The 25,270-nt window shown below is 71.5% G+C and carries 24 protein-coding genes and 2 pseudogenes; 13 read left to right on the plus strand and 13 right to left on the minus strand.

Annotation, left to right across the window (positions count from 1 at the left end):
- Positions 1–98: 98 nt before the first annotated feature.
- The 4 genes and pseudogenes from BFF78_RS02105 to BFF78_RS02115 all read right to left on the minus strand — a co-directional run bounded on the left by BFF78_RS02105 (position 99) and on the right by BFF78_RS02115 (position 2,966).
- On the minus strand, positions 99–1,181 hold the full coding sequence (locus BFF78_RS02105; RefSeq protein ID WP_069776681.1) for a S1 family peptidase: 1,083 nt from the start codon (positions 1,179–1,181) through the stop codon (positions 99–101).
- A gap of 603 nt (positions 1,182–1,784) precedes the next feature.
- Positions 1,785–1,955 (minus strand): hypothetical protein, encoded by a 171-nt coding sequence (locus BFF78_RS02110; protein ID WP_227026199.1) that lies wholly within the window; start codon positions 1,953–1,955, stop codon positions 1,785–1,787.
- 121 nt (positions 1,956–2,076) lie between these two features.
- Positions 2,077–2,247 (minus strand): annotated as a pseudogene (locus BFF78_RS47745) (glycoside hydrolase family 15 protein); the annotation flags it as partial.
- 278 nt (positions 2,248–2,525) lie between these two features.
- The gene (locus BFF78_RS02115) at positions 2,526–2,966 is read right to left on the minus strand and encodes a hypothetical protein (protein ID WP_069776682.1); all 441 of its coding nucleotides are present in this window, start codon (positions 2,964–2,966) and stop codon (positions 2,526–2,528) included.
- A gap of 171 nt (positions 2,967–3,137) precedes the next feature.
- Between BFF78_RS02115 and BFF78_RS02120 the strand changes: the two genes are divergently transcribed.
- Positions 3,138–4,325: a permease gene (locus BFF78_RS02120; protein ID WP_069776683.1), complete on the plus strand. Its 1,188-nt coding sequence runs from the start codon at positions 3,138–3,140 to the stop codon at positions 4,323–4,325.
- A 361-nt stretch (positions 4,326–4,686) separates the two neighbouring features.
- Here the strand turns inward: BFF78_RS02120 and BFF78_RS02125 are convergent, their stop codons facing one another.
- Positions 4,687–5,193, minus strand: coding sequence for an ATP-binding protein (locus BFF78_RS02125; RefSeq protein WP_069783313.1), 507 nt, complete (start codon positions 5,191–5,193; stop codon positions 4,687–4,689).
- A 232-nt stretch (positions 5,194–5,425) separates the two neighbouring features.
- On the opposite strand from BFF78_RS02125, the gene BFF78_RS02130 reads away from it, so the two are divergent.
- The 4 genes from BFF78_RS02130 (at position 5,426) to BFF78_RS02145 (ending at position 9,687) form a co-directional block, all read left to right on the plus strand.
- On the plus strand, positions 5,426–6,598 hold the full coding sequence (locus BFF78_RS02130; RefSeq protein WP_069776684.1) for a polysaccharide pyruvyl transferase family protein: 1,173 nt from the start codon (positions 5,426–5,428) through the stop codon (positions 6,596–6,598).
- A gap of 33 nt (positions 6,599–6,631) precedes the next feature.
- On the plus strand, positions 6,632–8,041 hold the full coding sequence (locus BFF78_RS02135; RefSeq protein WP_227025671.1) for an FAD-dependent oxidoreductase: 1,410 nt from the start codon (positions 6,632–6,634) through the stop codon (positions 8,039–8,041).
- 123 nt (positions 8,042–8,164) lie between these two features.
- Positions 8,165–9,184 carry a sigma-70 family RNA polymerase sigma factor gene (locus BFF78_RS02140; RefSeq protein WP_069776685.1) on the plus strand — a complete coding sequence of 340 codons (1,020 nt, stop codon included), beginning with the start codon at positions 8,165–8,167 and terminating at the stop codon, positions 9,182–9,184.
- 50 nt (positions 9,185–9,234) lie between these two features.
- Positions 9,235–9,687 carry a YbhB/YbcL family Raf kinase inhibitor-like protein gene (locus BFF78_RS02145; RefSeq protein WP_069776686.1) on the plus strand — a complete coding sequence of 151 codons (453 nt, stop codon included), beginning with the start codon at positions 9,235–9,237 and terminating at the stop codon, positions 9,685–9,687.
- Between the two features lie 24 nt (positions 9,688–9,711).
- On the opposite strand, the gene BFF78_RS47750 is transcribed toward BFF78_RS02145, so the two are convergent.
- Positions 9,712–10,065 carry a hypothetical protein gene (locus BFF78_RS47750; RefSeq protein ID WP_069776687.1) on the minus strand — a complete coding sequence of 118 codons (354 nt, stop codon included), beginning with the start codon at positions 10,063–10,065 and terminating at the stop codon, positions 9,712–9,714.
- A 646-nt stretch (positions 10,066–10,711) separates the two neighbouring features.
- Here BFF78_RS47750 and BFF78_RS02155 point away from each other — a divergent pair.
- A complete protein-coding gene (locus BFF78_RS02155; protein ID WP_069776688.1) occupies positions 10,712–11,602 on the plus strand; it encodes a universal stress protein in 891 nt (296 codons plus the stop codon).
- Between the two features lie 27 nt (positions 11,603–11,629).
- On the opposite strand, the gene BFF78_RS02160 is transcribed toward BFF78_RS02155, so the two are convergent.
- The 5 genes from BFF78_RS02160 to BFF78_RS02180 form a co-directional block, all read right to left on the minus strand.
- Positions 11,630–12,787: a site-2 protease family protein gene (locus BFF78_RS02160; RefSeq protein ID WP_069776689.1), complete on the minus strand. Its 1,158-nt coding sequence runs from the start codon at positions 12,785–12,787 to the stop codon at positions 11,630–11,632.
- Between the two features lies 1 nt (position 12,788).
- Entirely contained in the window at positions 12,789–13,172 is a 384-nt protein-coding gene (locus BFF78_RS02165) for a CBS domain-containing protein (protein ID WP_069776690.1), read from the minus strand.
- 88 nt (positions 13,173–13,260) lie between these two features.
- Positions 13,261–14,592, minus strand: a complete 1,332-nt coding sequence (locus tag BFF78_RS02170) for an erythromycin esterase family protein (protein WP_079161108.1) — start codon at positions 14,590–14,592, stop codon at positions 13,261–13,263.
- Positions 14,593–14,715: 123 nt separating this feature from the next.
- On the minus strand, positions 14,716–14,928 hold the full coding sequence (locus BFF78_RS02175) for a hypothetical protein (RefSeq protein ID WP_069783316.1): 213 nt from the start codon (positions 14,926–14,928) through the stop codon (positions 14,716–14,718).
- Between the two features lie 175 nt (positions 14,929–15,103).
- Entirely contained in the window at positions 15,104–16,273 is a 1,170-nt protein-coding gene (locus BFF78_RS02180; protein ID WP_159032928.1) for a carboxylate-amine ligase, read from the minus strand.
- Between the two features lie 308 nt (positions 16,274–16,581).
- Between BFF78_RS02180 and BFF78_RS02185 the strand changes: the two genes are divergently transcribed.
- From BFF78_RS02185 to BFF78_RS02200, 4 genes and pseudogenes are all read left to right on the plus strand, one after another.
- A complete protein-coding gene (locus tag BFF78_RS02185) occupies positions 16,582–17,826 on the plus strand; it encodes an LmeA family phospholipid-binding protein (protein ID WP_079161110.1) in 1,245 nt (414 codons plus the stop codon).
- 153 nt (positions 17,827–17,979) lie between these two features.
- Complete coding sequence (locus BFF78_RS02190) at positions 17,980–20,151, plus strand: TerD family protein (protein ID WP_069776692.1); 2,172 nt, start codon at positions 17,980–17,982, stop codon at positions 20,149–20,151.
- Positions 20,152–20,294: 143 nt separating this feature from the next.
- Positions 20,295–20,717: a hypothetical protein gene (locus BFF78_RS02195; protein ID WP_159032929.1), complete on the plus strand. Its 423-nt coding sequence runs from the start codon at positions 20,295–20,297 to the stop codon at positions 20,715–20,717.
- An 87-nt stretch (positions 20,718–20,804) separates the two neighbouring features.
- A pseudogene (locus BFF78_RS02200) lies at positions 20,805–21,663 on the plus strand (alpha/beta fold hydrolase).
- 302 nt (positions 21,664–21,965) lie between these two features.
- On the opposite strand, the gene BFF78_RS02205 reads toward BFF78_RS02200, so the two are convergent.
- Positions 21,966–22,577 carry a class I SAM-dependent methyltransferase gene (locus BFF78_RS02205; protein WP_227025672.1) on the minus strand — a complete coding sequence of 204 codons (612 nt, stop codon included), beginning with the start codon at positions 22,575–22,577 and terminating at the stop codon, positions 21,966–21,968.
- A gap of 32 nt (positions 22,578–22,609) precedes the next feature.
- Between BFF78_RS02205 and BFF78_RS02210 the strand changes: the two genes are divergently transcribed.
- Positions 22,610–23,311 carry a TetR/AcrR family transcriptional regulator gene (locus BFF78_RS02210; protein WP_227025673.1) on the plus strand — a complete coding sequence of 234 codons (702 nt, stop codon included), beginning with the start codon at positions 22,610–22,612 and terminating at the stop codon, positions 23,309–23,311.
- A gap of 112 nt (positions 23,312–23,423) precedes the next feature.
- On the plus strand, positions 23,424–23,636 hold the full coding sequence (locus BFF78_RS02215; protein ID WP_069776695.1) for a hypothetical protein: 213 nt from the start codon (positions 23,424–23,426) through the stop codon (positions 23,634–23,636).
- A gap of 98 nt (positions 23,637–23,734) precedes the next feature.
- Here the strand turns inward: BFF78_RS02215 and BFF78_RS02220 are convergent, their stop codons facing one another.
- Positions 23,735–24,556: a class I SAM-dependent methyltransferase gene (locus BFF78_RS02220; protein ID WP_069776696.1), complete on the minus strand. Its 822-nt coding sequence runs from the start codon at positions 24,554–24,556 to the stop codon at positions 23,735–23,737.
- A 72-nt stretch (positions 24,557–24,628) separates the two neighbouring features.
- Between BFF78_RS02220 and BFF78_RS02225 the strand changes: the two genes are divergently transcribed.
- Positions 24,629–25,216, plus strand: coding sequence for a TetR/AcrR family transcriptional regulator (locus BFF78_RS02225; RefSeq protein WP_069776697.1), 588 nt, complete (start codon positions 24,629–24,631; stop codon positions 25,214–25,216).
- Positions 25,217–25,270: the final 54 nt, after the last annotated feature.

The raw sequence follows: 25,270 nt of genomic DNA on the forward strand, positions 1-25,270 counted from the left end.
GGCCCGGTTCGCCGGACATGAAGAGGCCTCAACCCGCCCTGGATATGGGCAGGTTGAGGCACTCGTCTGCTGCGACCGCCAAGGAGTCGCGGCCCCGGCTACGGAAGAGTGGCCCCCTCCGCGCTCAGCGCCGCCGGTACCGGCTGGAAGAAGGTCTCGCCGCCGGACGTGCAGTCACCGCTCCCGCCCGAGGTCAGCCCGATGGCCGCGTCGGCGTCGAAGAGTGCGCCGCCGCTGTCGCCGGGTTCGGCGCACACATCGGTGTCAATGAGCCCGGAGACCGACCCCTCCTCATAGTTCACGGTGGCGTCGAGCCCGGTGACGGTCCCGCCGTGGACACCCGAGGTGCTACCGGAGCGCTGCACCGATTCCCCGACGTAGGCGTCGGCGGCGTGGGTGATCTGCTGGCCGCTGCCGTCGTAGAGGTCGACGACGCTCGCGTGGTCGCTGCTCGCGTCGTCGTACTGGACCAGCGCGTAGTCGGTGCCGGGGAACTGCGAGTCGACGGTCTGGCCGGCCTCCCCGCCGCCCTGCGAGTCGGACCACGTCGCGGAAGCGTTGCCGCAGTGCCCGGCGGTCAGGAAGTACGGCGCGCCGTTCACCGTCACGTTGAACCCGAGAGAGCAGCGCACTCCGCTGCCCCAGATCGCGTCGCCGCCCGCGATGAACGGCTTGAACGCGGAGACGGCCCGACGCATGACGACCTTGTCGCCGAGCGAGTTGACCACCGTGTTCAGCCGGGCGCGCTTCGCTCCGGTGACCGTCGGGTCGACGGTCACGACGACTCTGTCCCGGCGGGGGTCGACCGACCAGGCGGTGCCCGCGATCCGGGCCCGCTGGGCCAACGTGCCCAGCACGCTGCGCAGTTGGGCTGTGGAGTAGCGCACGGTTCTGGGGACGGCACCGGTACGGCGAACCTGTCCGGCCGCGGACGGGTCGGTGATGTCGACGACGAACCGGTGGGCCGAGGAGTCGTAGTAGGACCCCGCGGCGCGGTCGCCCAGTCGTACGACGAGGGCCGCGGCGGACGCGGCACGGGCCGCGGACGCGGTGGCTGCGGCAGAAGCCGGGGCGGCCGTCGCCGAGCCGGCGCCGGGGAGCAGGGCCGCGCCGGCCGTGAGGGCCACGACGCTCGCTCCGGTGAGCGCGCGGCTGGTGAGAGCTGTTCGGCGTTGCGTCATGTGAAGCCTCCAGTGGGGGTTGCCCCGCGCACGCGACGGGCCGGGGCCGGAGGGATGACAGACACGGGGACGATCCGACCCCCAAGGGGCGGACGTGCCCATGCCAAGCGCGACGAGTATGGCGATGCGTTCCCGCCGCGACAAGAAACGATTCCGGCCGGGCGCCCGGTTGGACACACCGTCAGGGGCTGCCGCCATCGCCGCACTCCGTGCCCCCGGCCCGATGCCCGGCGTCACGCATCGTGCCTGCCACCGCGCCCACGCTCCACGCTCGGTTCACCTACGGCTGGCCGGCATGCGACCATTCCGTCCGGAATCCGAACCGGGCGTCATTGATTTAGACCACTCTTGGCCGACCTATGACCCGCCGCGACCCCACCGCCAACTCGGGGCAGCCTTCGGTCGGTTCGGCCTCGCACCGAGAACCAGTCATCCGCACGACCGCCCTACGTCTACCACATCGCCTACCAGCCGGCCGACGACGAGCACGCCCTGGGCGCCACCCGCAAGGCAACTGCCGCCCGAGGCGAGGGACACGACCCGGCTTTGTCGCCGCGTGATCCGGCCGAGCGTGCCGGGTCCTGGGACGCCCGGCAGGCGCGGTTATCGGGCGAGGGACGTGAAGGCACCTATGAGGGCGCCGTAGGCGACGTGTGCGGCGAGGGTGACCGTCGGGGTGGCCAGGCCGTAGTTGAGCATGAGGAAACCGGGAGGTTCCAGCAGCGCCACGTCCGGGGCGCTGGTGAGGGGAGTGCCCATGCGGGGGTGGACCAAGGGCAACAGGATGTTGACCGGTGCGGTGCCGGCGAACAAGCCGTGGCCGAGTCCGAACCGCCCGGCCCTCGCGCCGCCAGGGATCGGAGTGGCGGGTGGGGATGAGCCCTTGGCCGGCCAGGCGTGCGGCGCGCTCCAGGGCCACCCAGCACATCATCTTGGACTGGGTGACGTGCCGGGGCCGGCTGCGGACCTCCCAGATCCCCGCGTCCGGCTCCCGCCACAGCCGGCACACCAGGTCGGCCATCTGGGCGATGCGGGCCGGCCTGCCAGCTGCAGACCGCGATCGCATCCGCCCCGCAGGACGCGACCGGTACGCCCGCACGCTGCGGATGCGGGGGGGCCGCCGTACCCGAAGCGGGGCGTCACGCTCCAGTACATCGGTACCTTCCCGGACAGCCCTTCGACCTGGCGCTGCAGCTCGCCGACCGGCGCCCGCCCGGGGCGGATGTCCCCCCTCTCGTCGACCCGACCGGACAACGTAGGTCACACCGAGCCCGCTGCCCGTGTCGACCACCGTGCCCTGCGCGCGTTACGTCCTGCTGCGGTAGCAGGACACCACCGCTTCCCTCACTGGGATCCAGCCGCGAGTTCCTCGGATTCCGAGGGCACCGGGAGCGGCTGCCGGCAAGGTGTGGATGTGTCGGTTTCCGGCGCGACCCGGCGCAGTCTGCGGGCCATGGCCTCGCCCTCCGCACCGGACCCCACGGCCACGGCGAGCAGGCGGAACGGAGCGGACGGCCACAGTTCGACGCATATCACGGGTCTGCCGGGCCGCACCGCCACGAAGTCCTCTCCGTCCTGATGACGGCGCGTGCCGAGACACAGGGTGCCGGGGATCTGGAGACCACGCTCATGAGTTCCGCGCAGGGCACGCCACCAGTCCCCTTCGACGGTCACCCGGCGCACCGCCGCAAGCGGCACACCCACAGCGCGACGGCGCACGGCCGCCCGCTCCCACCAGGCCAGCCGTACGACCAGGTCGTCACCCTCGACAAACATGCGTGCCATCGTCAGCGCCTCTTCTCCATCCTCCCTCGGGGAGCCGTGAAGCGGCTGCCGGGCGAGCATCGCTCTGCTCGCCGGGTGCGTGGCGGGTACCCGGACACCACGGCCTAATATACCCCTGGGGGGTATAGACTAGGCTCTCGATGACGGCAGGCACCGACGAAGGGCGGCACCATGCACGCGATCGGACACGCGTTGTCCATTGCCGGGTCGATGACCTGGGAGATCACCTGGGCGTTGATCCTCGGCTTCACCCTGTCCGCCGTCGTCCAGGCGGTGGTGCACCGCGAGACGGTCGTACGGCTGCTGGGGGACGACCGACCCCGTACGCTCGCCCGGTCCGCGGGGCTCGGCGCGGCCTCGTCGTCCTGTTCCTACGCTGCCGTCGCGCTCGCCCGCTCGCTGTTCCGCAAGGGGGCGGACTTCACCGCGGCGATGGCCTTCGAGATCGCCTCGACCAACCTGGTGATCGAACTGGGCGTGATCCTGGCGATGTTGATGGGCTGGCAGTTCACCGCCGCGGAGTTCGTGGGCGGCCCGATCATGATCGTCGTCCTGGCCGTTCTGTTCCGGGTCCTCCTTCGCGAGCGGCTGCTGCGGCAAGCTCGGGAGCAGGCCGAGCGGGGGCTCGCCGGGTCGATGGAGGGGCACGCGGCGATGGACATGTCCGTGGGCGGCAAGGGCGGTTTCGTCCGCCGGCTCCTCTCCCGCGAGGGTCTCACCTCCGTCTCGCACATCTTCGTCATGGAGTGGGCGGCGATCCTGCGCGACCTGGTGGCGGGGCTGCTGATCGCCGGGGCGATCGCCGCGTGGGTGCCGGACGACTTCTGGCGCGCCTTCTTCCTGGCCGACCATCCGCTCGCGGCCAGGCTGATCGGGCCGCTGGTCGGGCCGCTGGTGGCGATCGCCACGTTCGTCTGCTCCATCGGCAACGTGCCGCTGGCGGTGGTGCTGTGGAAGGGCGGCATCAGTTTCGGCGGTGTCATCGCCTTCATCTACGCCGACCTGCTGATCCTGCCGATCCTCAACATCTACCGGAAGTACTACGGCGCCCGGATGGCCGCCTTCCTGCTGGGCACCTTCTCCGCCGCGATGGCGGTGGCCGGCTACATCGTGGAGTTCGCCTTCGGGGGTCTCGGTCTCATCCCTGACCAGGCCGACGCGAAGATTCCCCAGGAGGGCGTCAGCTGGAACTACACGACCTGGCTCAACATCGCCTTCCTCGTGCTGGCCGCCGCCCTCGTGGTCCGTTTCCTGCGGACCGGCGGCCCGGCGATGCTACGGATGATGGGCGGCTCTCCGGACCATGGCGAACACGAACACGACCGTTCACATGGGCCGGCCGAACACCACCGTCGCTGAGCCCTCTTCGCTCGGCGCCGTCGTGCCCCGTGGGACGTGCATGGGACACAGCGACAGGTCCGGGTTCGCCCCGACCACGCAGCGACCGAGATCGAGACCGGTCGCCGGACCACGCGCGAGAGGCAGGTCTGGGACAGCGCGGGCGCCCGCAGGGCGGCAGCCAGGTGGACAGCGGCGCCGCTTCCCGCTCCGACGTCAGCCGCCGCCGGATACGGGCGGGCCCGTACTGGTGCGCGGTCCGCGCTCCCAGGCGCTCGCTGCTCAGTCGGCTCCGCTTGGTGATGTCCGATCGAGGCACCCCGGCGCCGGCGGCGCGCGGCCAGGCCCGCCGGCCATCACCGGTGTCGTACCCCCGCACGGCTCACGGCCCCGGCTGCCTGGGCCGCCTCCGTCCCCGTCTCGTCCCTGATCCCCGCACCTCGAAGCCACCTCGCCCATCGAACCGCACCTCGCGCACCTCGTCGAAGCCATCCGCCGTCGACGGCGCGCGCAGCCGCCGCAACGTGGCCAGGACGCCGACGTCGGGGACGCGTTCACGGCCCTCGCGGGTCGCGTTGCGCCGAAGCGAGCCGGCCATGTCCGGAGGAAACCAGTAGGCCGTCACCGTCGCCCCGTGGGCATGGGCGGTCTCCACCAGCGGGCCCCACTCCTGCGGGGAGGGATTGGTGTTGTCGACCGTCACCGGCCTCCCCGCCGCCAGGTGTTCCGCCACGAGCCGCATCTGCCGCTGCTGCTTGTTCCTGGCGCCCCGCGGAAACAAGTCCTTGCTGACCAGTGCGTATCGGTCGGACAGACACTGCTCGTAAAAGGTGCTCTTCCCAGCAGCCTGCAACCCGATCAGCACGGCCACATCCACTCCGGTCGCCATGAGCGCCACGATGACACGTGACCGGCGCACGGGCGAAACCGCGTGGCGACCGGAGAAGCGAGGAGTGCCGGTACGGCAGCAGACCCACTGCCCCATGCCTTCCAGGCCGAACGAACAGATAGATACAGGGCAAGCTGATACAGAGGCGCCGAAAAGGGGCACAAGGCAGACGGCCACCTTCCCGCACTCGAGTCGTGGGAGCACTTGCAGTGAACGTCGAGAGGGACCGGTCATGAACGGCGCAGGCAGCGTGACCGTGGGCGTACTGGGCTCCTACGGGGGCCGAAACGTCGGCGACGAGGCGATCCTCACCGCCCTGCTGGACCGCGTTCGGGCCGGGCGGCCGGGTACGCGCTTCGCGGTCTTCTCCCGCAATCCCGGGCACACCCGCGGCGTCCATCCGGAGGTCGAGGTCGTCGGCTGGGAGGGGGTGTGCAAGGAGGGCATCTCCGGGCCTCTGCGCCGGCTGAGCGTGCTCGTGCTCGGTGGCGGCGGAATCCTGTACGACACCGAGGCGCGCCGCTATCTGCGCCTGGCCCGCACCGCCCAGGATCTCGGCATTCCCCTCTTCGCCTACGCCGTGGGAGCCGGTCCGCTGACCGACGAGGCGGACTGTGCGTGGGTCCGCGCTGCGCTCTCCGACGCGGTCGAGGTGACCGTCCGTGACGAGGAGTCGAAGCTCGTACTCGAAGAGGCCGGGCTCACCCGGCCCGTGTCCGTGACCGCCGATCCTGCGCTGCTGCTGGAACCCGGCGATCGCGGCCGGGCACTGCTGCGGGCGGAGGCCGTACCACGCGGGAGGCGCCTGGTGGGCATGAGCGTGCGGGAGCCCGGACGCGCGGCCGAGCACCTCGACGAGGAGGGGTACCACCAGCTCCTGGCGAGCGTGGCGGATTTCCTCGTCCACCGCCTGGACGCTCATGTCGTCTTCGTCTCGATGGAACGAGGCGACATCCGGCACGCGCACGCCGTGGTGTCCCGCATGGCCACGGCGGACCGCTGCACGGTGCTGCACGGCGACTACGGGCCGCAGCAGGTCCTCGACATCGTCGCGCAACTCGACCTGGCCGTCGGCATGAGGCTGCACTTTCTGATCTTCGCCGCGCTGGCGGGCATTCCGCTGCTGCCGCTGCCCTACGCCGGCAAGGTCTTCGACTTCGCCCAGCAGGTCGGCGCGCCCGCCCTGCGCGGCGTGATCAGGGAGACGACGGGGCTGCTGCTGGCGGAGGTGGACCGCCTGTGGGACGAGCGACCCGCCCGGACGGCGGACACAGCAGCTCGCACGGCGGCGCTGCGGTCGCGGGCGGCGCAGACCGCTGACCGGCTTCTTGCCCACCTGGACCGGACCACGGCGCACGACGTCGTCCAAGACGGCACGCCGGTGCCCGCCTCCACTACGGGCTGAAGCCCACAGCCACCGGTTTTCGAGGGAGTCACCGTGTCCTACCTGATGCCGCCCCGCGTCCCCAGACGAGTGGAACTCCCGCCGCGTGAAGCCCTGCACGCGGGCGCCACCCAGGTGCTGGTCGTCGGCGGCGGACCGGCGGGCCTCGGCGCGGCCCTCGGTGCCTCGAACGCGGGCGCCGAGGTGGTCCTGGTCGAGCGCTACGGTTTCCTCGGCGGCAACGCCACCGCGGCCCTGGTGATGCCGCTGATGAGTTTCCACAACGAGGTCAAGCAGGCCGTGCCGGGCGACACCGCGCGCCTGCTGCCGCCCGACCACGGCGAGGGCGAACCGGTTGTCGGCGGGGTGCTGTGGATGCTGCTCGACCGGCTCGTGCGCACGGGAGCGGCGATCCGGCCCTCACTGGAGACCGGCTACACCGTGCCCTTCGACCCGGAGCTGTTCAAGCTGGTGGCGTACGAGCTGCTGGAGTACCACGAGGTCCGTACGCTCCTGCATGCCTTCGCCTCCGACGTGCTCAGCATGCCCGACCGGGCGCGTGCGGTGTTCGAGACGAAGTCGGGCCCCCTCGTCATGGACGCGGACGTCATCGTCGACTGCACCGGGGACGGCGACATCGCCGCGGCGGCGGGGGCGGCATACGAGATCGGCCGGCCGGAGGACGGCTGGACGCAGCCCATGACGCTCATGTTCCGCATGGTCCGCTTCGACCACGACACGTTCACCGCCTACACCCGCGCCCACCCCGATCAGTGGAGGGGGGTGCACGGGCTGTGGGACCTGGTCCGTGCCGCCACGGACGCCGGGGAACTCGACCTGCCACGCGAGGACATGCTCTTCTTCGCCACCCCCAACACCGGTGAGGTGGCGGTCAACTCCACCCGCGTCACCGAGGTGCTGGGCACCAGCGTCTGGGACCTCACCCGCGCGGAGTTCACGGCTCACCGCCAGATGGCGCAGATCGCCCGTTTCCTGCGCGACCGGGTGCCGGGCTTCGCCGATTCCTACGTCGTCCAGAGCGGCGTCCAGGTCGGTGTCCGGGAGACGCGCCGGATCCTGGGCGACTACCAGCTGACGGGCGAAGACGTGCTCACGGCCCGCGCGTTCGACGACGCGATCGCACGGGGCGCCTACCCGGTGGACATCCACAACCCGAGCGGCCGCGGCACCACACTCAAGCGGCTGCCGCGCGGGAAGTCCTACGACATCCCCCTGCGCTGTCTGCTGCCCCACGGCCTGGACCGGATCCTGGTCGCGGGCCGCTGCATGTCCGGCGACCACGTGGCCCACTCCTCCTACCGCGTCATGCCGATCTCCATGGCCACCGGCCAGGCGGCGGGCGTCTGCGCGGCCCTCGCCGCGACCCGGCGCCGACGGCCGCGGGACATCCCGGCGAGCGCGGTCCAGCGGGAACTCCGCGCACAGGGCGCAAGCCTGCGCTGATGCTTCCGCGGCGCCGTCCACTGTCCCGGCGCTCGCGGACACGGGTGACGCCCCGGCCCGCAGGGGTACTCGGCACTCTCCGGAAGCACAGAGCCGAAGCGACAGGAGTCGGAGGCCGTAACGATGCCTGGCCCGGCACGATCCGCCGTGGCGGACCCCCGAGAACGCCGCCGTGCCGCGGCCCGCTCCGCACGCCCGCGGAGCCGGGTCCCGGAGACCGGCGAGGAACCCGATCTGCTCGGCCAGTACCTGACCCAGATCGCCGCGACCCCGCTGCTCGACGCCGCGGGCGAGGTACGGCTGGCCCAGCGCATCGAGGCCGGTGTGCAGGCCGTCGAGGAACTGGAGCGGGCGGAGAGCGGCGAGGGCGGCCTTGCGCCGCAGCGGCGCCGTGAACTGGAGGCGGCCGTACGGGAGGGCGGGCACGCGAAGGACCATATGATCCGGGCCAACCTGCGGCTCGTGGTGTCCATCGCCAAACGGCACGCGCATCGAGGCGCGCCCCTGCTCGACCTGATCCAGGAGGGCAACCTCGGACTGATCCGGGCCGTGGAGAAGTTCGACCACACCAAGGGCTTCAAGTTCTCCACGTACGCCACCTGGTGGATCCGGCAGGCGATCGAACGGGGCCTGGCCCAGCACGCTCGTACGGTACGGCTGCCGATGCATGTCGTGGAGGAGTTGCAGAAGCTCGCGAAGGCCGAACGGCGACTCCAGCTGCGCCACGACCACGAGCCGACGGACGACGAGGTCGCCCGGGAGAGCGGGTTCGACGAGAGCCGGGTCGCCTGGCTGCGCAGGGTCGGGCGGCACACGCTCAGCCTGGACACGCCAGTGGACGACACCGGCGAGACGGTTGTCGGTGACCTCATCCCCGCCACCGACATACTCCAGGCTCCGCAGGTGGCCGAGTACCGGGCGCTCGCCGAGGATCTGAGGGACGCCCTGGGTGTGCTGGCACCTCGCGAAGCCATGATCCTCAGCCTGCGCTACGGGCTGCACGACGGGCACCCGCGCACGCTGCAGCAGGTGGCCGAGCAGGTGGGGCTGACCCGGGAACGCGTGCGCCAGCTGGAGAAAGAGTCCCTCACCCGGCTGCGGGCACCCGAGACGGGCGAGCGGCTGCTGGACTGGGCGGGCTGACGCAGGCCGGCGGTCGTATGCCTGCGCCCGCGCGGGGTACTCCGTGTCGCATGGCCGGTATCGAACTCACAAGCGCAGCATTCAGTGATCACAGCATGATCCCGCGCCACTACGCCCATGACGCGGACAACGTCTCTCCACCGCTCACCTGGTCCGGTGTACCGGACGACGCGGCGGAGCTGGCCCTGCTGTGCGAAGACCCGGACGCACCGTCCGGGACCTTCGTGCACTGGCTCATCACCGGCATCGACCCCCGCATCGGGGGCTTGGACGCCGGCGAGACGCCACAGGGCAGTCAGGCACATCGCAACGGCTTCGGGGAACGGGGCTGGGGTGGCCCGCAGCCGCCGGTCGGCGACGACGCCCACCGGTACTTCTTCCGCCTCTACGCCCTTCCCGCCCCGGTCTCGATCCCGGACCGCGCCACCGCCGACGACGCACACGCCGTTCTCGACCGGGAGCAACTGGCCAGCGGCACCATCGTGGGGCTGTACCAACGCTGACCGCGGTACCCCGAACCACTTGCGCTAACGCCACTCCCCCTCGGTCAGCGGTTCCGTCGGGTGCTGCTCGCGCGGCATGTGGAGGCGGCGGAAGATCTCGGCCGCCTCCGGGCTCTCGGCCTCCGTGGCGAGCCGGACGTCAAGCTCCTGCTCGACGTCGTCGGCGGCACCGATCAGTACGAACTCGGTGCCCTCCTGGTCGAGCAGCTCGGGGTCGGCGCTGGTGGATCTCCGTCCTTCGAACCGTTCCTGGTCACGTCTTGGCAGGTCGGCCCGCTGCCGTGGGGGCAGACCGGCCCCGGCGGGCGCGTCCGCCTGGGGGTTCTTGACGGCGATGACGTAGCTCGCCTCGGGCTCGATGGTCAGCTCCCTCTGCACGGCACCCGGCTTCGCGGGCAGTTCGAGCTCGTACGTCAGATGCGTGTGATCGCCGTGCCGGACAATCGCGTAGCGGCCCTCTCCCGCCGGCCTGGCTTCGGGTTGCGTCCGCGCGCCTCGGGTTCGTGTGTCGTACGTGGCGCTGTACGTCCTCGATGTCGTGAACCTGTTCCCGCTCGACTCTTGGCCGGTACACGAAATAGATGGCGCCTCGTTCGATGACGTCGCCCGCCATGGCTGGTCACCGCCTCTCGCATGCGATGACCAGCGAGTACCCCGCGTGCGCGCGCCCCGGACATCCTCCTGTAGCACAGTAGCCGGAAGACCTGCCGACGCGGTCCGGCCGCCGTGACCACTGCCGTACGCCGGGGTTGGTGTCGTCCGGCGCGGGTACCCGGGCGGCCGTGAAGTGGCAGGAGGCCGTCGCCGCGCTCACCGGGTTCGCCCGCGATCGTTCGCCGGCGGCGTCCCAGGTGACCGCCGTGGGCGCGATTTCGCAGGCCGAGGTCCTCCACCGTCCCGGTCTCGGACCGGCACTGATCAGCCTGCCGCAAGGAGCACCACTGACCCCCCGGCTCGCACGGTTCCGCTGCCGAACGCCGGCATCGGGACCTCTCCCGGGCCGGACGAGTCACCTGGAGGGACGATGACCACAGTCGGCCGATCCGGCACCGTACTGGTCGGCATGGATGACACGTCGGACGCCTGGCTCGCCGTCGAGTGGGCCGCCGCCGAGGCCGAGCTGAGCGGTGATGCGCTGCGGATCCTCCACTCCGTCGACCTCGGCGAAGAACCGGAGGGTGCGGATCAGGAGGACGACGCACGCGTCGTGCAGACAGGTGCCGGTGTCCTGGACGACGCCCAGGCCAGGATCGCTCTCGCCAGGCCCGGCCTCGGGACCGACGTCGTCCTCGCCCGGGGCCATCCGGCCGAGGCGCTGGTGGCGGCCGCCCGGGATGCCGACGCCCGGCTGATCGTGGTGGGGACCCGCGGTCGGGGCGGCTTCACCGGGCTGCTGGTGGGCTCGGTGAGTCTGAAGCTCGCCGCCCATGCGGACCGGCCGGTGGCCGTCGTCCGAGGGCGGAGCGACGGGGACGCGGTGCGCGACGTGGTCGTGGTCGGCATCGCGGACGAGCGTGACGGGGACGTCGTACGGTTCGGCCTCGCCGAGGCGGGACGGCGTGGTACCACGGTGCGTCTGCTGCACGCCTGGACTCCGCTGTCCCGGGCCGGTCTGATGGTGCCTCAGGTGAGCCGGGTGGACGACGACATGCGCCTGCACGAGCAACTGCTCGACCGCGCCCTCGCGCCGGTCGCCGAGTACCCGAGGGTGCACGCGGAACCGGAGATGGTCATCGGCTCGGCCGCCGGTGTGCTCGTGGAGGCTTCGGAGCGGGCCGGTCTGGTCGTGGTGGGGCGCCGTCCGCCTCGCGGTCGGCTGGGGCTGCGGCTGGGAACCGTGTCGCATGCCGTGCTGCACCATGCGAACTGTCCGGTCGCCGTGGTGCCCGTTGCGGCGGGTCAGCCGGAGGATTGAACACGGTTCGTACCCGTTGCCACGGAGTCAGCCCGAGGGCTGGACACGGTTGATGCCCGTCGGCCCGGCCGAGGTGAGCCAGTTGGTGACCCGGCTGATGTCGGACTGCGTGAGGATGCCGACGACCCGCTCTTCGGACAGGACGAGAGCGCGGTGGGCCGGGGCGGCCTGGACGGCGGGCAGGAGATCGACCAGCCGGTCGTCGGGGCGCGCGGTCGGGAGGGTGTCGAGGGGCGCCATCACGCTGGTGACCGTGGTGCGCTCGCGTTCCGCCGGGGGGACCTGTCCGGCCTTGGCGACGCTGATCAGCCCCATGGGCCGTCCGGCGGGATCGGTGACCGGGAAGGCCGAGTGACGATAGACCCAGGACGGGCCGCTCAGGAACTCCTGGATCGTGGTGGCGGCCGGCACCGTCATGGGGTCCGGGGTCATCGCCCGGCACACCGGCACCGAGCCGAGCAGTTCCCGCAGCTCGGCCTGGCCACCCTCCGCGGTGGCCATGGCGATCATGAACCAGCCGATCAGTATCAGCCAGGCCCCGTCGGCCGCGGCACCGGTGAAGACGAGGTACACCCCGGCGGCGATGAGCAGCCAGCCGAGGGCGCGGCCGGCGGTGGTGGCGACCTCGGTGGCCCGCAGACGGCTGCCGGTGCGCCACCACACGAGGGCGCGCAGCAGCCGTCCGCCGTCGAGCGGCGCGGCCGGCAGCGCGTTGAACACCGCCAGCAGGACGTTGATCCCGGCCAGCCAGCCCAGCGCCTCGACCAGCAGCCCCGGTCCGTGCACCCGGTGGAACAGGATGGTCAGCAGCGTGAACGCCCCGCCCAGGGCGAGGCTGACGAGGGGCCCGACGCCGGCGATGCGCAGCTCGGCCGCCGGGCTCGGGGCCTCGCTCCTGAGGCGGGCGGCCCCGCCCAGCAGCCACAGCGTGATGTCGTCGCTGTCCACGCCGTTGCGGCGGGCGACGATCGCATGGCTCAGCTCGTGGGCCAGGAGCGACAGCAGGAAGACCACGGCGGTGGCCAGCCCCCCCACGACGTACAGCCAGCCCGGAAGGCCCGGGTGGGCGTGCGGCAGACGGTCGGCGGCCAGTCCGAAGACGATCAGGACGAAGATGACCAGGACACTCCAGTGCGCCCTGATGCGGATGCCCGCCAGGTGTCCCAGCGAGAGCGTCGGCCCCATGTCAGGCACCTCCTGTGCCGGCGTACGTGCGCACCGGGAAGCGGACCGTGCACCCGGCTGGGAGCGGAGAGCCGGGGGCCGGTCCGCCGCGGTCCGCGGACAACGGCGAACGGCTTCGGCACACGTGCCGAAGCCGAAGGGCGACGGCAGCAGCGGGAGGCACCCCCTGCGGGATCGCCACCGATAGGTTCGGCTCCGCGGAGCCGATGTCGGCGAGGGCGGACTGCGGATCGCGCTCGATGGCCAGGCCGCCCAGGGTGAGTGTGCCGACCAGCCGGCCGTCCTCGATGACCGGCAGCCGCCGCAGGGCGTGCTCGCGCATCATCCGTACGGCCTGGTCGATGTCGTCCTGCGGGGAGCAGGTGACCAGGTCGGCGCTGCACACGTCCCCGGCGGTCGTACGAGTGTGACCCCGGGACGAGCCCCGGGGTGTACCTGTGCCAACCGGCGAGTACCCCGCGCGGGGACACGCGTCACACGCCGACGGGCCAGGTCTGCTGCTCCGGGGTCTCCGCGGGCAGGGGGTGCAGGGGCGTGAGCGCCTGAGTGCGGTCGAGGTAGCAGAAGGCGTCGTAGCGCTGGGCCAGGACCGTGGGGACGTAGTTGCGGACGCGCTCGTGCTGCGGCCGGTACACCACGCCGATCGCGCGGTGACCGCGCTCTTCGTGGAACCACTCGCCTCGGCCGGCAGAGGGCGGATGCTGCAACTGCACATGCGGGAAGACGAACAGCGCCCGCGCGCCGGGCAGTGCCCGGTGCAGCAGATCCTCCAGGCTGCCCGTGCGGGCGGGCGGCACACTCATGATCCTCGGTGCGTCCCCCCAGGCGTCCGCGGCGACCACGGTGCCGGAGTGCGAGCCGAAACCGACCAGCACCACGCCCTTGCCCATGTGGCGTTCCCGCACCAGCTGACCGACGTTGACCTCGCCGATGTCGGCCATGTCCGTGGCTCGCGCGTCACCGATGTGGGTGTTGTGCTCCCACACCACCGCCTTGGCGTCGGGGCCGTAGTACTCCATCAGCCGGTCCAGGGTGTCGGCCATGTGGTGGTCGCGGATGTTCCAGGACTCGGGCCCGCTGTCGAGCATGGCCCGGTAGTAGCGCTCGGCGCCGGCCAGTACCTCGGCGTTCTGCCGGGCGGCGAACTCCGCGAGCGAGCCGTCCGGGCCGGCCGCCCCGGCGGCCCGCCGCCGCAGCTCCGTGAGCAGGGACACCACCTGTGGCTCGCAGCCCTCGGGCACATATCGGGTGGCCGGCGCGTACGACTGCGAATCCGCGGCGTACGGCTCGAAGCAGCGGTACGCCTCCAGGGCGTGCTCCACCTGGTCGGGGTCGTGCTCGCGCAGATGACCGAGCACCGCGTGCAGCGACTCCCACAGGCTGTAGACGTCCAGCCCGAAGAAGCCGACGCGCCGCTCGGGCGGCAGTGCCTCGTTGTGGCGGCGCAGCCAGCGGGCGAAGGCGGCCACGTCGGTGTTGGCCCACATCCAGGCCGGCCAGCGCCTGAAGCCGGCCAGCACCTCGCCGGGGTCCTCGGGCGCGCCCGGCGCGGCGACCACCGCGCAGTGGACGGCCTGGCAGTCCGGCCAGTCGCCCTCCACGGCGACGAAGGAGAATCCCTTCTCCTCGATGAGCCGGCGCGTCAGCGCATCCCGTACCTGGTAGTAGTCGGCGGTGCCGTGGGAGGCCTCGCCGAGCAGCACATAGCGGGCGTCGCCGATGCGCTCCACCAGGGGGTCCAAAGACGCCTGATCGGTCAGCGGCAGGGCATGGTTCCGTATGCGGTCCTGGTCGGTGTCGGGCACGGCGTGCTCCCCTTTTCCGCAGGGTGCGGCCTCGGGTTCCCGTGGTGCCGCGCCCCGAAACGGCGGGCGCGGCGGCGCTGCGGTACGGGTGCAGGGCTGTGCGACGGTGCACCGGTCCCGGTGTCAGCGAGCGCAGCCGACGTCCAGTACCTCGACCACGTCGCCGTGGATCGTGTACACGAGCCAGCACCACTCGCCGAACGCGGCCGCGAGGTCCGGCGCCTGAGTCTCGGTGTCGTCGATGGTCGCACCGATGAGCCTGATGATCTCTTCGTGCATCTCGCCCGGCACGTCGAAGAGAACGTCGGCGGCCCTTTGGATCATTTCAACTTTCATGACACCCCCCGGGACGAGCGGAAGCGGCACGGTCCGGCGAAGCCGAGTACTCCGGGCTGCGCTCATTTCCGAACAGAGCCCTCAGGACCACCGTAAACCCGCCGGGCGCCCATGGATGTCAACGAATCCTCCGATCCGCGCCCGAGCGCGGACCGGAGTGACGTCCGGGTCTGACTCAGGGAAGCTCGACAGCGAGGTCGTCCACCACGGCCCGCAGGTCGCCCTCGTGCCGTTCGGCGATGCGCCTCTGTCGCGCGGCGCCGGTCCCGGTGCGCTGGACATCGCTCAGCCAGCCACCGACCCGCTGGTCGTCGCCGTGCCGGCCCAGGTACGGCTCGGCCCGTTTCCACAGCTCCTCGATCAGCCGGCCGACGGTCATGGGGACGCAGTCGCGGGTGTGGGTGCCCGGCAGGGTGCCGGTCGGCCCGTGCCGGGCGGCCTGCCAGCAGGCCGCCCTCAGCAGCGGGTCGGGGACCTCGGGTGCGCGTTCGCCGGCGCGCGCCACCTCCACGGCGTGTCCGACCAGGGCGCGGACGAGCAGCGCGTACGCGGTGGTGGTACCGGCGTCGGGCAGCACGTCGGCGATGCGTACCTCGATGGTGGGAAGATGCGGCGAGGGCCGGACGTGCCAGTAGACCATGGCCGGATCCAGCGCCGCCCCGATGGCCACGAGCCGGTCGACGATCCATGCGTGGTGGGCCGCGCCGCGCAGGTAGGGGGGAGGCCCGGCTGAGGGCCACCGGCTCCAGACCATGGTGCGCCAGCTCGCGTACCCGGTGTCCGTTCCGTCGCCGTACGGGGAGTTGGCGGTGAGGGCCAGCAGCAGCGGCATCCAGCCCCGTAGGTGGTTGACCGCCTGGACGGCTTCTTCCCGGTCGGCGACGCCGACGTGCACGTGGCAGGCGTTCACGCCTTGGTCTTCGACCACGGGTCCGAAGCGGCCGACGAGGGCGCGGTAACGTGCCTGGTCCAGGACGGGCGGAGGCCCTGACCGGCCGAGGACGGCCATGCCGCTGGGCACCAGCAGACAGTCGTGCTCGGCAGCGGCGGCGGCCGCGCCGGTGCGTAATCGTGCGATTTCCGCCTCCAGTTCGGCGGCGGTACGACACACCGCGCTGACGGTCTCCACCTGGGACTGCGACAGCTCGGGTACGGCATGCGGCCCGCCGAGGTGAGCACGAGCGGCGCACACCACGGAAAGAGACCTGTAGACAGCCGACCTGCTGTGCCGGTCGGCCAGGACGAACTCCTCCTCCACGCCCACCGTCGGCGGTGCAGCCGCCTCCGGTGAGAACCCGGACCCGCCGGCGGCAGCGGGGGTCACGGCATCAAACGGCTCTGGCACGTCCAGCCCTTTCCGAAGACACGGACACCGGCAACCACACGTCGCCGGCTCCGCGCGGCTCGCGCTCACTCCTCCCACGCCCCGGACGCATAGGCCACTGACTGCCGAACAACGGGTGGGAACCGACATGCTGAGCCTTCGACCCGATCTGCTGCAAGCGATTGCCAAGCCACCATCACAGCGACCGGCCGAAAGGGACCAACCGACCTCCTGGCCGGTGCCGAATGCAAGCCGCGAAGTGACTGAATTCGTCCCTTACTTCACGTGGGACTTGCGGACGTGGTGCAACTATGTGATGAAATCTACCGATGCGTACCCCCCACATACAGACGCATCACGCTGCCCAGTCGGACGGGGCTCCTCCCGAAAAGGTTCCACTCGGGCGCAACCCGTACGACGAACTGGCCGCGCTGGCGGACCATCCGCTGGACGACTTCCTCACCGAAGACGGCCAGGCGCCCCGGCAGGACGAGGACGCCGAGGTGCCCTGGGCGCCGCCCAACCACCGGCGTGGCAGCCGCCGTCGTAACCGCGCCACCGGCCTGCCCACCGTGGCCCGTCTCCTCGTCTGGGTGCTGACCCTCGTCTGCCTCGTCACCCTCGCCGACCGCTGGGCGCTGCTGTACGCCGAGCACAAGACGTCCGAACAGCTCAAGGACAAGCTGCACCTCACCGCCGCCCCCGAGGTGCACATCGGTGGCTTTCCCTTCCTCACGCAACTGGCCGCTCGACGCCTGGACTCGGTCTCCGTCACCGTCCCGGACATCCCGGCCCAGCGGGTCACCCTCACCCAGGTCACGGCCACCGCCAGTGACATCCGCATCGACGGCGACGGGCCCACCACGGTGCGCGGCGCACTCGTCCGGCAGGTGCACGGTCAGGTCCTGCTGTCCTTCGCCGACATGAACCGCGAACTCGGCGCCTCCCAGGTGACGTTCACGGCCCAAGGGCCCGGCCGCGTCCTGGCCCACGGCGCCCTGCGCATCGCGGGCCGCGACCTGAGCGTGCGGGCCGCCGCCGACGTCCGCCGCGTCGGGGACCGTGGCATCGCCACCTCCGTGGACGGCATACAGCTCGACATCGACGACCTCGCGACGTACCGGCCCGGCACCCGGCCCACCGAGGGCCTCCACCTGACCCCCGCCTCGGCGCGCCGTCTCACCCGGGAGGGGGAGAAGATCAGGAGCCTGCTGACCGTCCCGGAGATCGTGCACCGTCTGGGCGTCCCCGACAGCTTGCTGCGCGCCGCTCTCCACGACGAGGACAAACTCCATCGACTCACCGGCGCGCCACGCTTCCTGCACGACCTGACCGGCATCAACCTCCTGGACACGGCACTCGCCCACCCCGGGCTCCTCAAGCAACTGGGCCTGGACCCGTCCCTGCTCACCGCCCTGACCAAGCTCACCCGCCCCCAGATCGCCGACCACTTCTCCTTCGCCGTCCAGCTACCGAAACCGCCCGATGGCGCTCTGAGCCTGCAGCGCGTGACGGTGGACAAGGACGGCATCCGTGCGGATGTGTCGGGAGCGGGGCTGCTGCTGGGCCGCTGACCGCAGGGCGAGCAGCGCGCCTCTCCTGGCCGTGTCCGGCCGGCCCTCCCCGGGCCGGGCCGGCTGCCGCCGGTACGTATGTGCCGACGGCGCCGGCGGGGGTGCCGCTAAAACCGGGTGCGCCCGCTCGCTCCGCGTTGGGACCATGCTGGAATGGTTCACCCTCTGGAGCCCCTGATCATCCGGCATACCCACCGCCTGCCCTCCCCCACGGGACCCACGGGGGAAGGGGCCGTGGCTGCACGCCAGTTCGACGCCGCGTTGATGTCCGTGGGCTTCAAGCTCTCGGCGGAGCTGCTGGAGCATCTGTCGCAGCTGTCCGAGGGGGTGGTGGTCGACACCGCCGTGGCGACGCTGGGCACCGTCCGTGAGGTGGTCGGTGACCACGTCCGCCACAACGTGTACTTCGCCGACTTCCCGGCGAACGTGCCCGACACCTTCGACTTCTGGATGCGGTGCATCAGCGGGGCGCTCACCGACGACGGGACGCGCGCGAGCGTGCTGGAGCAGCTGAGCACCGGTGTGGTGAATCTGCTCACCCTTCCGGCGTACGGCAACTACCGGCACACGTACGCCGAGATGCTCGCCCGGCACGACGAGCTGATCGCCGCTGCGGGCGACCGTATGACGGTCCTGCACCTGGGCGGCGCCGTGGAGGACGAACTCGCCTCGCTGTATGTGGCGTTGGCGGGCAGCGGCACGCCGCTGGGCGAGGACGGCCTGCGGGATCTGCAGGTCCTCGCCGGTCACTGCGCGGACGGGCCGCAGCCTGCGGAGATCCCGGTGCGGGAGAACCGGGCCGTGGTCAACCAGGCCCGGCTGAAGGCCGGTGCGGGCCTGCTGCTGGACACCGTCACCGACGTACTCCGGCTGGCCTGCGCGCTGTCGGGCGGTGACGTGACCCTCCAGGAGCCGACGCGGCTGCGGGCCCTTCCCCGCGCGGCGCGCCGGGCGCTGCTCGCGGGCCTTGACGCGGTCGTCGCCGCAGCGCCGGCCAAGCTCGCCGACGTGCACGCGCACCGCGAGATGTGGAAGCGGCTGGGCGAGCGGCTGCACCCCCACGAGTACCCCCAGTGGCCGCACGCGGCGGACGTGTTCGCCGTAGCCCGCGGCGAGAAGGTGGCGCGCTCCTTGGACGGCCGGGTGGAGGAGCTGCTCGGCATGAGCGACACCACCGGCGCTGCCGCACTGCTGAAGGCCGCGCCGGGCAAGCTGTTCCGCTCCCTGGACCGGCTGCTGCGCGCCGCCCTCACGCAGGAGGAGCGCGACGCCGTCGTGGCCGCCGCCGAGCAGGTCGTGTCCGGGGTCTCCGGCCGGGTCCTGCTGTCGGTGCGCGAGCACCTGCACAACCGTGCGGACGAGACCGGCGAGCGGCGGGTGTTCGTCAATCGCCTCGGCCGGGCCTGGGTCACCGACGACACGCGCCCGCCGGTGCCCGCACCCGAGCGCAAACGGCTGATCGCGGCGCTCGACGCGGAGCTGCGCCGCCGGCTGCCCGCCGCGGACCACCTGCTGATCGACCCGGACGTGCTGGACGTGGCGCTGCCGCTGAGCGGCAGGGCGACCAGCTCCGGGCTCGGTGTGCTGCCGCGCGGCTCGCTGTCCCCCGTCGACGGTGAGCTGCTGCGCTTCTTCGTCTACTGGAAGCAGACGGAGCACACCACCGACTTCGACCTGTCGGCGCTGCTGCTGAACGCCGACTACGCCACCGTCTCCTGGCTGTCATACACCAACCTGCGCGAGGCCGAGGGCGAGCACTCCGGTGACATCACCGACGCGCCCGACGGGGCCTCGGAGTTCATCAACCTGCGGCTGGGCGCCGTACGGGGCAGTTACATCGTCCCGCAGGTCAACATCTTCTCGGGAGAGGGTTTCGAGGAGGTCGAGGAGTCGTTCTTCGGGTTCATGCTGCGCGAGCGGGAGCAGAAGGGCCGCCCCTTCGAGCCGCGCACGGTGCGCATGAAGTCCGAGCTGCGCGGGCCGGGTCGGGTCGCGCTGCCGCTCGCGTTCCTGCGCGGGGCCGACGGCCGGTGGCGCGCCAAGTGGCTGCATCTGTACCTGAAGGGGAGTCCGGCGTCCAACCGGGTCGAAGGCAACAGGGTGGCGGTCGCGACGCTCCTGCGCGGCATCGTCGAGCGCGAGCAGCTCACGGTCCGCTATCTCACCGACCTCATGACCCACGGCGCGACGACGATCACCGTGTGGGACGGGAAGACGGTTCCGGCGGGACCCGTCACCTACATAGGCCTGGAACGGCCCGACGGACTGCACCCGGACTCACGGATCGTCACCCCCGAAAATCTGCGCGACCTGATCCCCGCCTGACTGCTAGTGTCGGCCATGGCGAGGCCATGAAGGGGCTTCCTTCTCACCACTCCTTGAATCTAGCCTCTTCGCTCTCCTCGCCGCCGACTTGAGCCCCGGCGGTCCCCCACGGGCGGACCGCCGGGTCACCTATGATCATGGGCATGTCCAACCTCCGCGAGCGTTCCGCCCACAGTCAACTGCCCCCCGGCGAGCAGCTCTTGGGGTACGCCAGCGTCGTCCCCGCCAAGAGTGCCAAGGGCATCGGGATCGGGGCGTCCCTCGGGAACCACCTGGTCAACACCGTCGGCGCGGGGTCCGCTGGAGCCGGCAGCATCGCCGCGCAGATGCCGCGCACCTCCGGCGCGCTGCTGCTGCGCGTGACCGACCAGCGCGTCGGACTGGTCCAGCCGCTGGACGGCACCCCGGTGTGGGAGGTGCCGCGAGCCTGGGTGACCCGGGTCGAACGCCGGCCCCGGACGCAGCTGATGGCCCGCTTCCGGCTGCACTACGCCGACGGCTCCTGGCTCGCCTTCCTCACCATGCGGCGCCGTACGATCGAAGAGTTCCGCTCGCTCATCGGCTGATTGCCGGGCAACGCCTCCCGCACGGTGGCTCTGCCGCCGTGCCGCGTGCCCTCCCGAGCTGCCGATCATGCAGTTAGGGTGCCGGGCATGAACGCCATAGATCTGCGCGGCGCCACCATCGGCTACGACGACCTCGGGCCCTCGGCCGGACTGCCGGTCCTGCTTGATCCACGGGCACCCGTTCAACCGGACCCTGTGGGCACCCCAGGCCAAAGCACTGAGCGAAGCCGGATACCGGGTCATCACCCCCGATCTGCGGGGATACGGCCGCAGCAGCGTCACCCCTGGGAAGGTCTCCCTCTCCGACTTCGCCGACGAGCTCGCCGCGCTCCTCGACCACCTGGGCATCGAGCGGGCGGTGGTCGGCGGCGTGTCCATGGGCGGGCAGATCACCATGGAGTTCCGGCGCCGTCACCCCCGGCGGGTGCGCGCCCTCGTCCTGTCCGACACCTCCGCCCCTGCCGAAACCGAGGAGGGCAAGGAGTTCCGCAACCGCCTGGCCGACCGGCTCCTCGCCGAGGGTATGGACGGCTACGCGGGTGAGGTGATCGCCAAGATGCTCGCCGCGTACAACGTCGTCGCGATGCCGGATGTCGCCGGTCGAGTCCTGGACATGATGCGCGCCACCGACCCCCGCGGCGCGGCAGCGGCCCTGCGTGGCCGGGCGGAACGCCCCGACTACCGCGAGACGCTGCCCGCGGTCGGGGAACCGGTGCTGATCGTGGTCGGCGCGGACGACGTCTACACGCCCGTCGCGGACGCCGAGGCGATCCATCGTCTCGTCCCCCAGGCGACCATGGTCGTCATCGAACAAGCGGGACATCTGCCGAGCGCCGAACAGCCCGAGCGCTTCAACACCGCCCTGCTGGACTTCCTCACCACACGGGCCGGGCGTGACCTGGACCACACACCTGTAGGCCTTCCGCCAGGGCCGCTGGAAGCGTAGGTTCCGTTTACCCCGCGACGGCGCCTCTCGAGGCGCTGGTCCGCCAGTCCCGGGGCGGCGGACCAGCGGGGGCCAAAGCTGCACATCTGCATAAGGATCACCACCGTGCAGGACAAGGCCGGTCCGGATCGCGAACGTACCCTGCGTGAGGGGCTATGCGACGTGGCCGTTCACCCAGGTGGTCACCGAAGTGCCGGCCGAGTTCGAAGGAGTTGGCGCGTGCCGGGCGACGCGAGCAGCGTCTGCCGTGCTCACCTCGCCATGCCCCACCCCGTCACACAGGGCGGATCGATCCCCTGCCGCTACCGCGTCCGCCTCGCCCGGACATAGACCAGCCACGGCCGCACGTCGGCGCGCCCGCCCAGCTCGAAGCGGGCATCCGTGACGAGCCCGTCCAGCAGGTCCACCGGGTTGTGCGCCATGGCGTGGCCTGCCCCGCCGTGCACCAGATGCCGGCCGATCCGTGTCCTCGGCGGGCGGAACTCCACGACCAGCAAGCGCCCGCCGGGCCGTAGGACGCCGTACATCTCCCGCAGGGCCGCCGGCCGCAGTTCCTGCGGAAGGTGATGCAGCATCAGGCTGGTGACGACCGTGTCGAAGGAGGCGTCCGGAAAGTCGAGGGACTCGGCGATGCCCTCCCGGTAGGTGCAGGGGGCGCTGCCCTGGCGCCGCTTCCTGGCGCGGGCGTAGTCGAGGACCGGCGGCGAGGGATCCACGCCGGTCACGGCACCGTCCGGGCCGACACGGGTCGCCATCCGCCGGGTCAGGCAGCCCGTACCGCAGCCGACGTCCAGGACCCGGTCGCCCGGTGCGGCTCCGCTGAGCTCCGCGAGGTGGGCGAAGGCGCGGCGACGGCGGCCGACGAAGCACAGGGCCCCGAAGAGCTCGTAGGCGCGCGGAGTCACGATCGTCACCACCGGGGGTGTCCGCGTGCGACCCGCCCTGCATGGGGCGTCCGAGAGGCATGGTGCTGACCGGTGTGACCCAGCCCCGATCCCGCACGCGTACCCGCCTGAGCGCCACGCAGCGGCGTTCCTCGATCCTCGCCGCGGCCACCGAGGTCTTCTCCGAGACCGGATACCAGCGCGGCAAGATCTCCGACATCGCCCACAAGGTCGGCGTCACCGAGCCCGTCGTCTTCCAGAACCTCGGCTCCAAGTCCGCGCTGTACCGGGCGGTCCTCGACCACGCCACCGACGCGGTCTCCGCGCTGCTGCACCAGGCGGCCGACACGGGTCGGCCGGTCCCCGACGTGCTGGCGGTCTTCCTCGACCCCGCCCACATGGACCGCTTCCACCGGCCCGGTTCCCACGGCTTCCTCTTCGCCGGCGCCAGCGCCCTGGCGCACGATCCCGACCTCGGCCAGCCTCTTCGCCAGGTCCACCAGCACCTCGCCGACACGCTCGCCGACCTGCTGCGCCGCGGTCAGACCGCCGGTGACGTCCGCGACGACATCGACCCGCACACGGCCGCCTGGTGGCTCATCTCGCTCCTGGCCGGCCGTTCCTTCCGGACAGCCGTCGTGCCGGACCACGACACCGTCGAGGCACAACCGACCCGGATGGCCCTGCGGTCACTGCGCCCGCAGTGCGACATCAAGGACACACACCACACCCCCGCGCAACCGCACCACACCAATCCGGGGTGAGCGGCGGGGCCATCAGGGTGTTCCCGGGCGGTGTCATGCGGTCAGCGCGGGCCCGTTTGGCCATGCTGGGCCAGGAGTGGCTCTCATCCTTCCCTGCGACAAGGAGCACGGTATGCCGACGGACTCGGTCGATCGATTCCTGGCGGCCCTGGACCCGGAGCACCGGGACTCGATCGGTGCCAAGCCGCGTGAGGAGCAGGAACGGCTTGCGGCTGCCTGGGAGCGGGAACTGGAAGCGGACACCGAGCTCGACACCCTGGACGAGCTGTCCCCGCCGGCGGCTGAGGCCGAGGCTGCCCGTCGCGTCCTGGACCGCGAGGTCTGACAGAATCCGACGCTCGCCATGCCTCAGTCGAGTCACCCGCGTCGGTACCTGCCTCGGCGGTACGGCGCCGATGCCGGTCCTCGTCTCCTGGGAAGCCCTCAGGAGGTGCGCACGCTGGTGAGGACCAGCGCCGTGTAGTGCATGGTGAAGCCGCCGCCCATCGAGTCGATGGCGTCGCCGATGCCGGTGAGGAGTGCGTCCAGTTCGTCCGGCGGGAGTTGGCCGTGGCCGCCGAAGGTCGGCACCTGGTCCAGCCATGCGTCGCGGGTGTAGTGGCGGGCCCAGTCGAAGTGCCACTGCTCGGGCTCGGCGAACGCACCTGACTGCTCGAGCCCCTCGGCGGCCCTGGCGACCACGACCGCGTGACTCTCCGGGCCGGCCATCCCGCGCTGGTAGATGGGCGAGTCGGGCAGCACCCGCGCGTAGACGGCACCGAACGCCTCGGCGACCTCGGGGGTGGGCCGGAACGCGTTCCAGAACAACGCCAGCCGGCCGCCGGGCCGCAGCGTGCGGGCTGCCTTGGCGGCGCCTGCGACCGGGTCGATCCAGTGCCAGGCCGTACCGGCGATGATCAGGTCGAAGGTCCGGCCTGCCGGGTCCCAGTCCTCGAAGGTGGCGACCTCGACGTCAAGTCCCTTGTGGCGGGCGAAATCGGCCATCCGCGAGTCGGGCTCGACACCCAGCACCGTGCAACCGGTGGCCTGGAACGCCAGTCCGGCGATGCCGGTGCCCGCGCCCACGTCCAGGACGTCGCGGCCGGGGCTGGTCGCGACGATGCGCTCTATCAGGGCGTCGGGGTAGCGGGGCCGGGTGCGGTCGTACCGCTCGGCGTCCGCGCCGTAGGACTGGGCTACTTGCCGCTGCGCAGGGGCCTCGTTCTCGGTGAGGCGGCCATGGTGTGCGGGAGGTAAAGTGGGCATGCGCCCACTCTAAGTGGGCACGTGCCCACTCTGCAACGGGTCGGGCCCGATTCGTGAAAGGGAGGGTGTGCAGTGCCGACAGGGATCGCTCTGCGCGACGCACGTGAGCACCTGTTCGCCGCCGCGGCACGCGTCCTGCTCCGGGACGGGGCCAACGCACTGACCAGTCGGGCGGTCACCACCGAGGCCGGAGTCGCCAAGGGCCTGCTGCACCGGCACTTCGCGGACTTCGACGACTTCCTCACCCAGTTCGTGCTGGACCACGTCGGCCGGATCGAGGCCCAGGCCGACGCGCTGCGCGAGTCCGCCGGTACCGGCGCCGTCGTCGCCACCCTGACCCGCGGGCTGACCGATCTGTTCGACTCGATCACCCTGAGCATCGTCGGCCTGGTCATCTCCCGCGATGCCGTACGCACCAGACTCCGCGAGGTCACCGGCGGCGGCCTTCCCGTGCTGAGGCAGGCCACCGGCATGATCCACTCCTACCTCGCCGCGGAACGCGACCTGGGCCGGCTCACAGCGGGCGCCGACATCGACACGCTCGCGCCCACCCTCGTCGGAGCCGCCCACCTCCTGTTCGCAGGCCGGGAAGATGCGCCTCCGGCGGTCGGAGAGGTCGAAAGGGTCGTCACCACGGTCATGGCGGACGCCCTGGCCTAGCCGTCACCGACAAGCCGGGAGCGCCCCCGCACCGGGCGGAAGAAGGCCAAGAAG

The sequence above is a fragment of the Streptomyces fodineus genome, assembly GCF_001735805.1.
Taxonomy (GTDB): domain Bacteria; phylum Actinomycetota; class Actinomycetes; order Streptomycetales; family Streptomycetaceae; genus Streptomyces; species Streptomyces fodineus.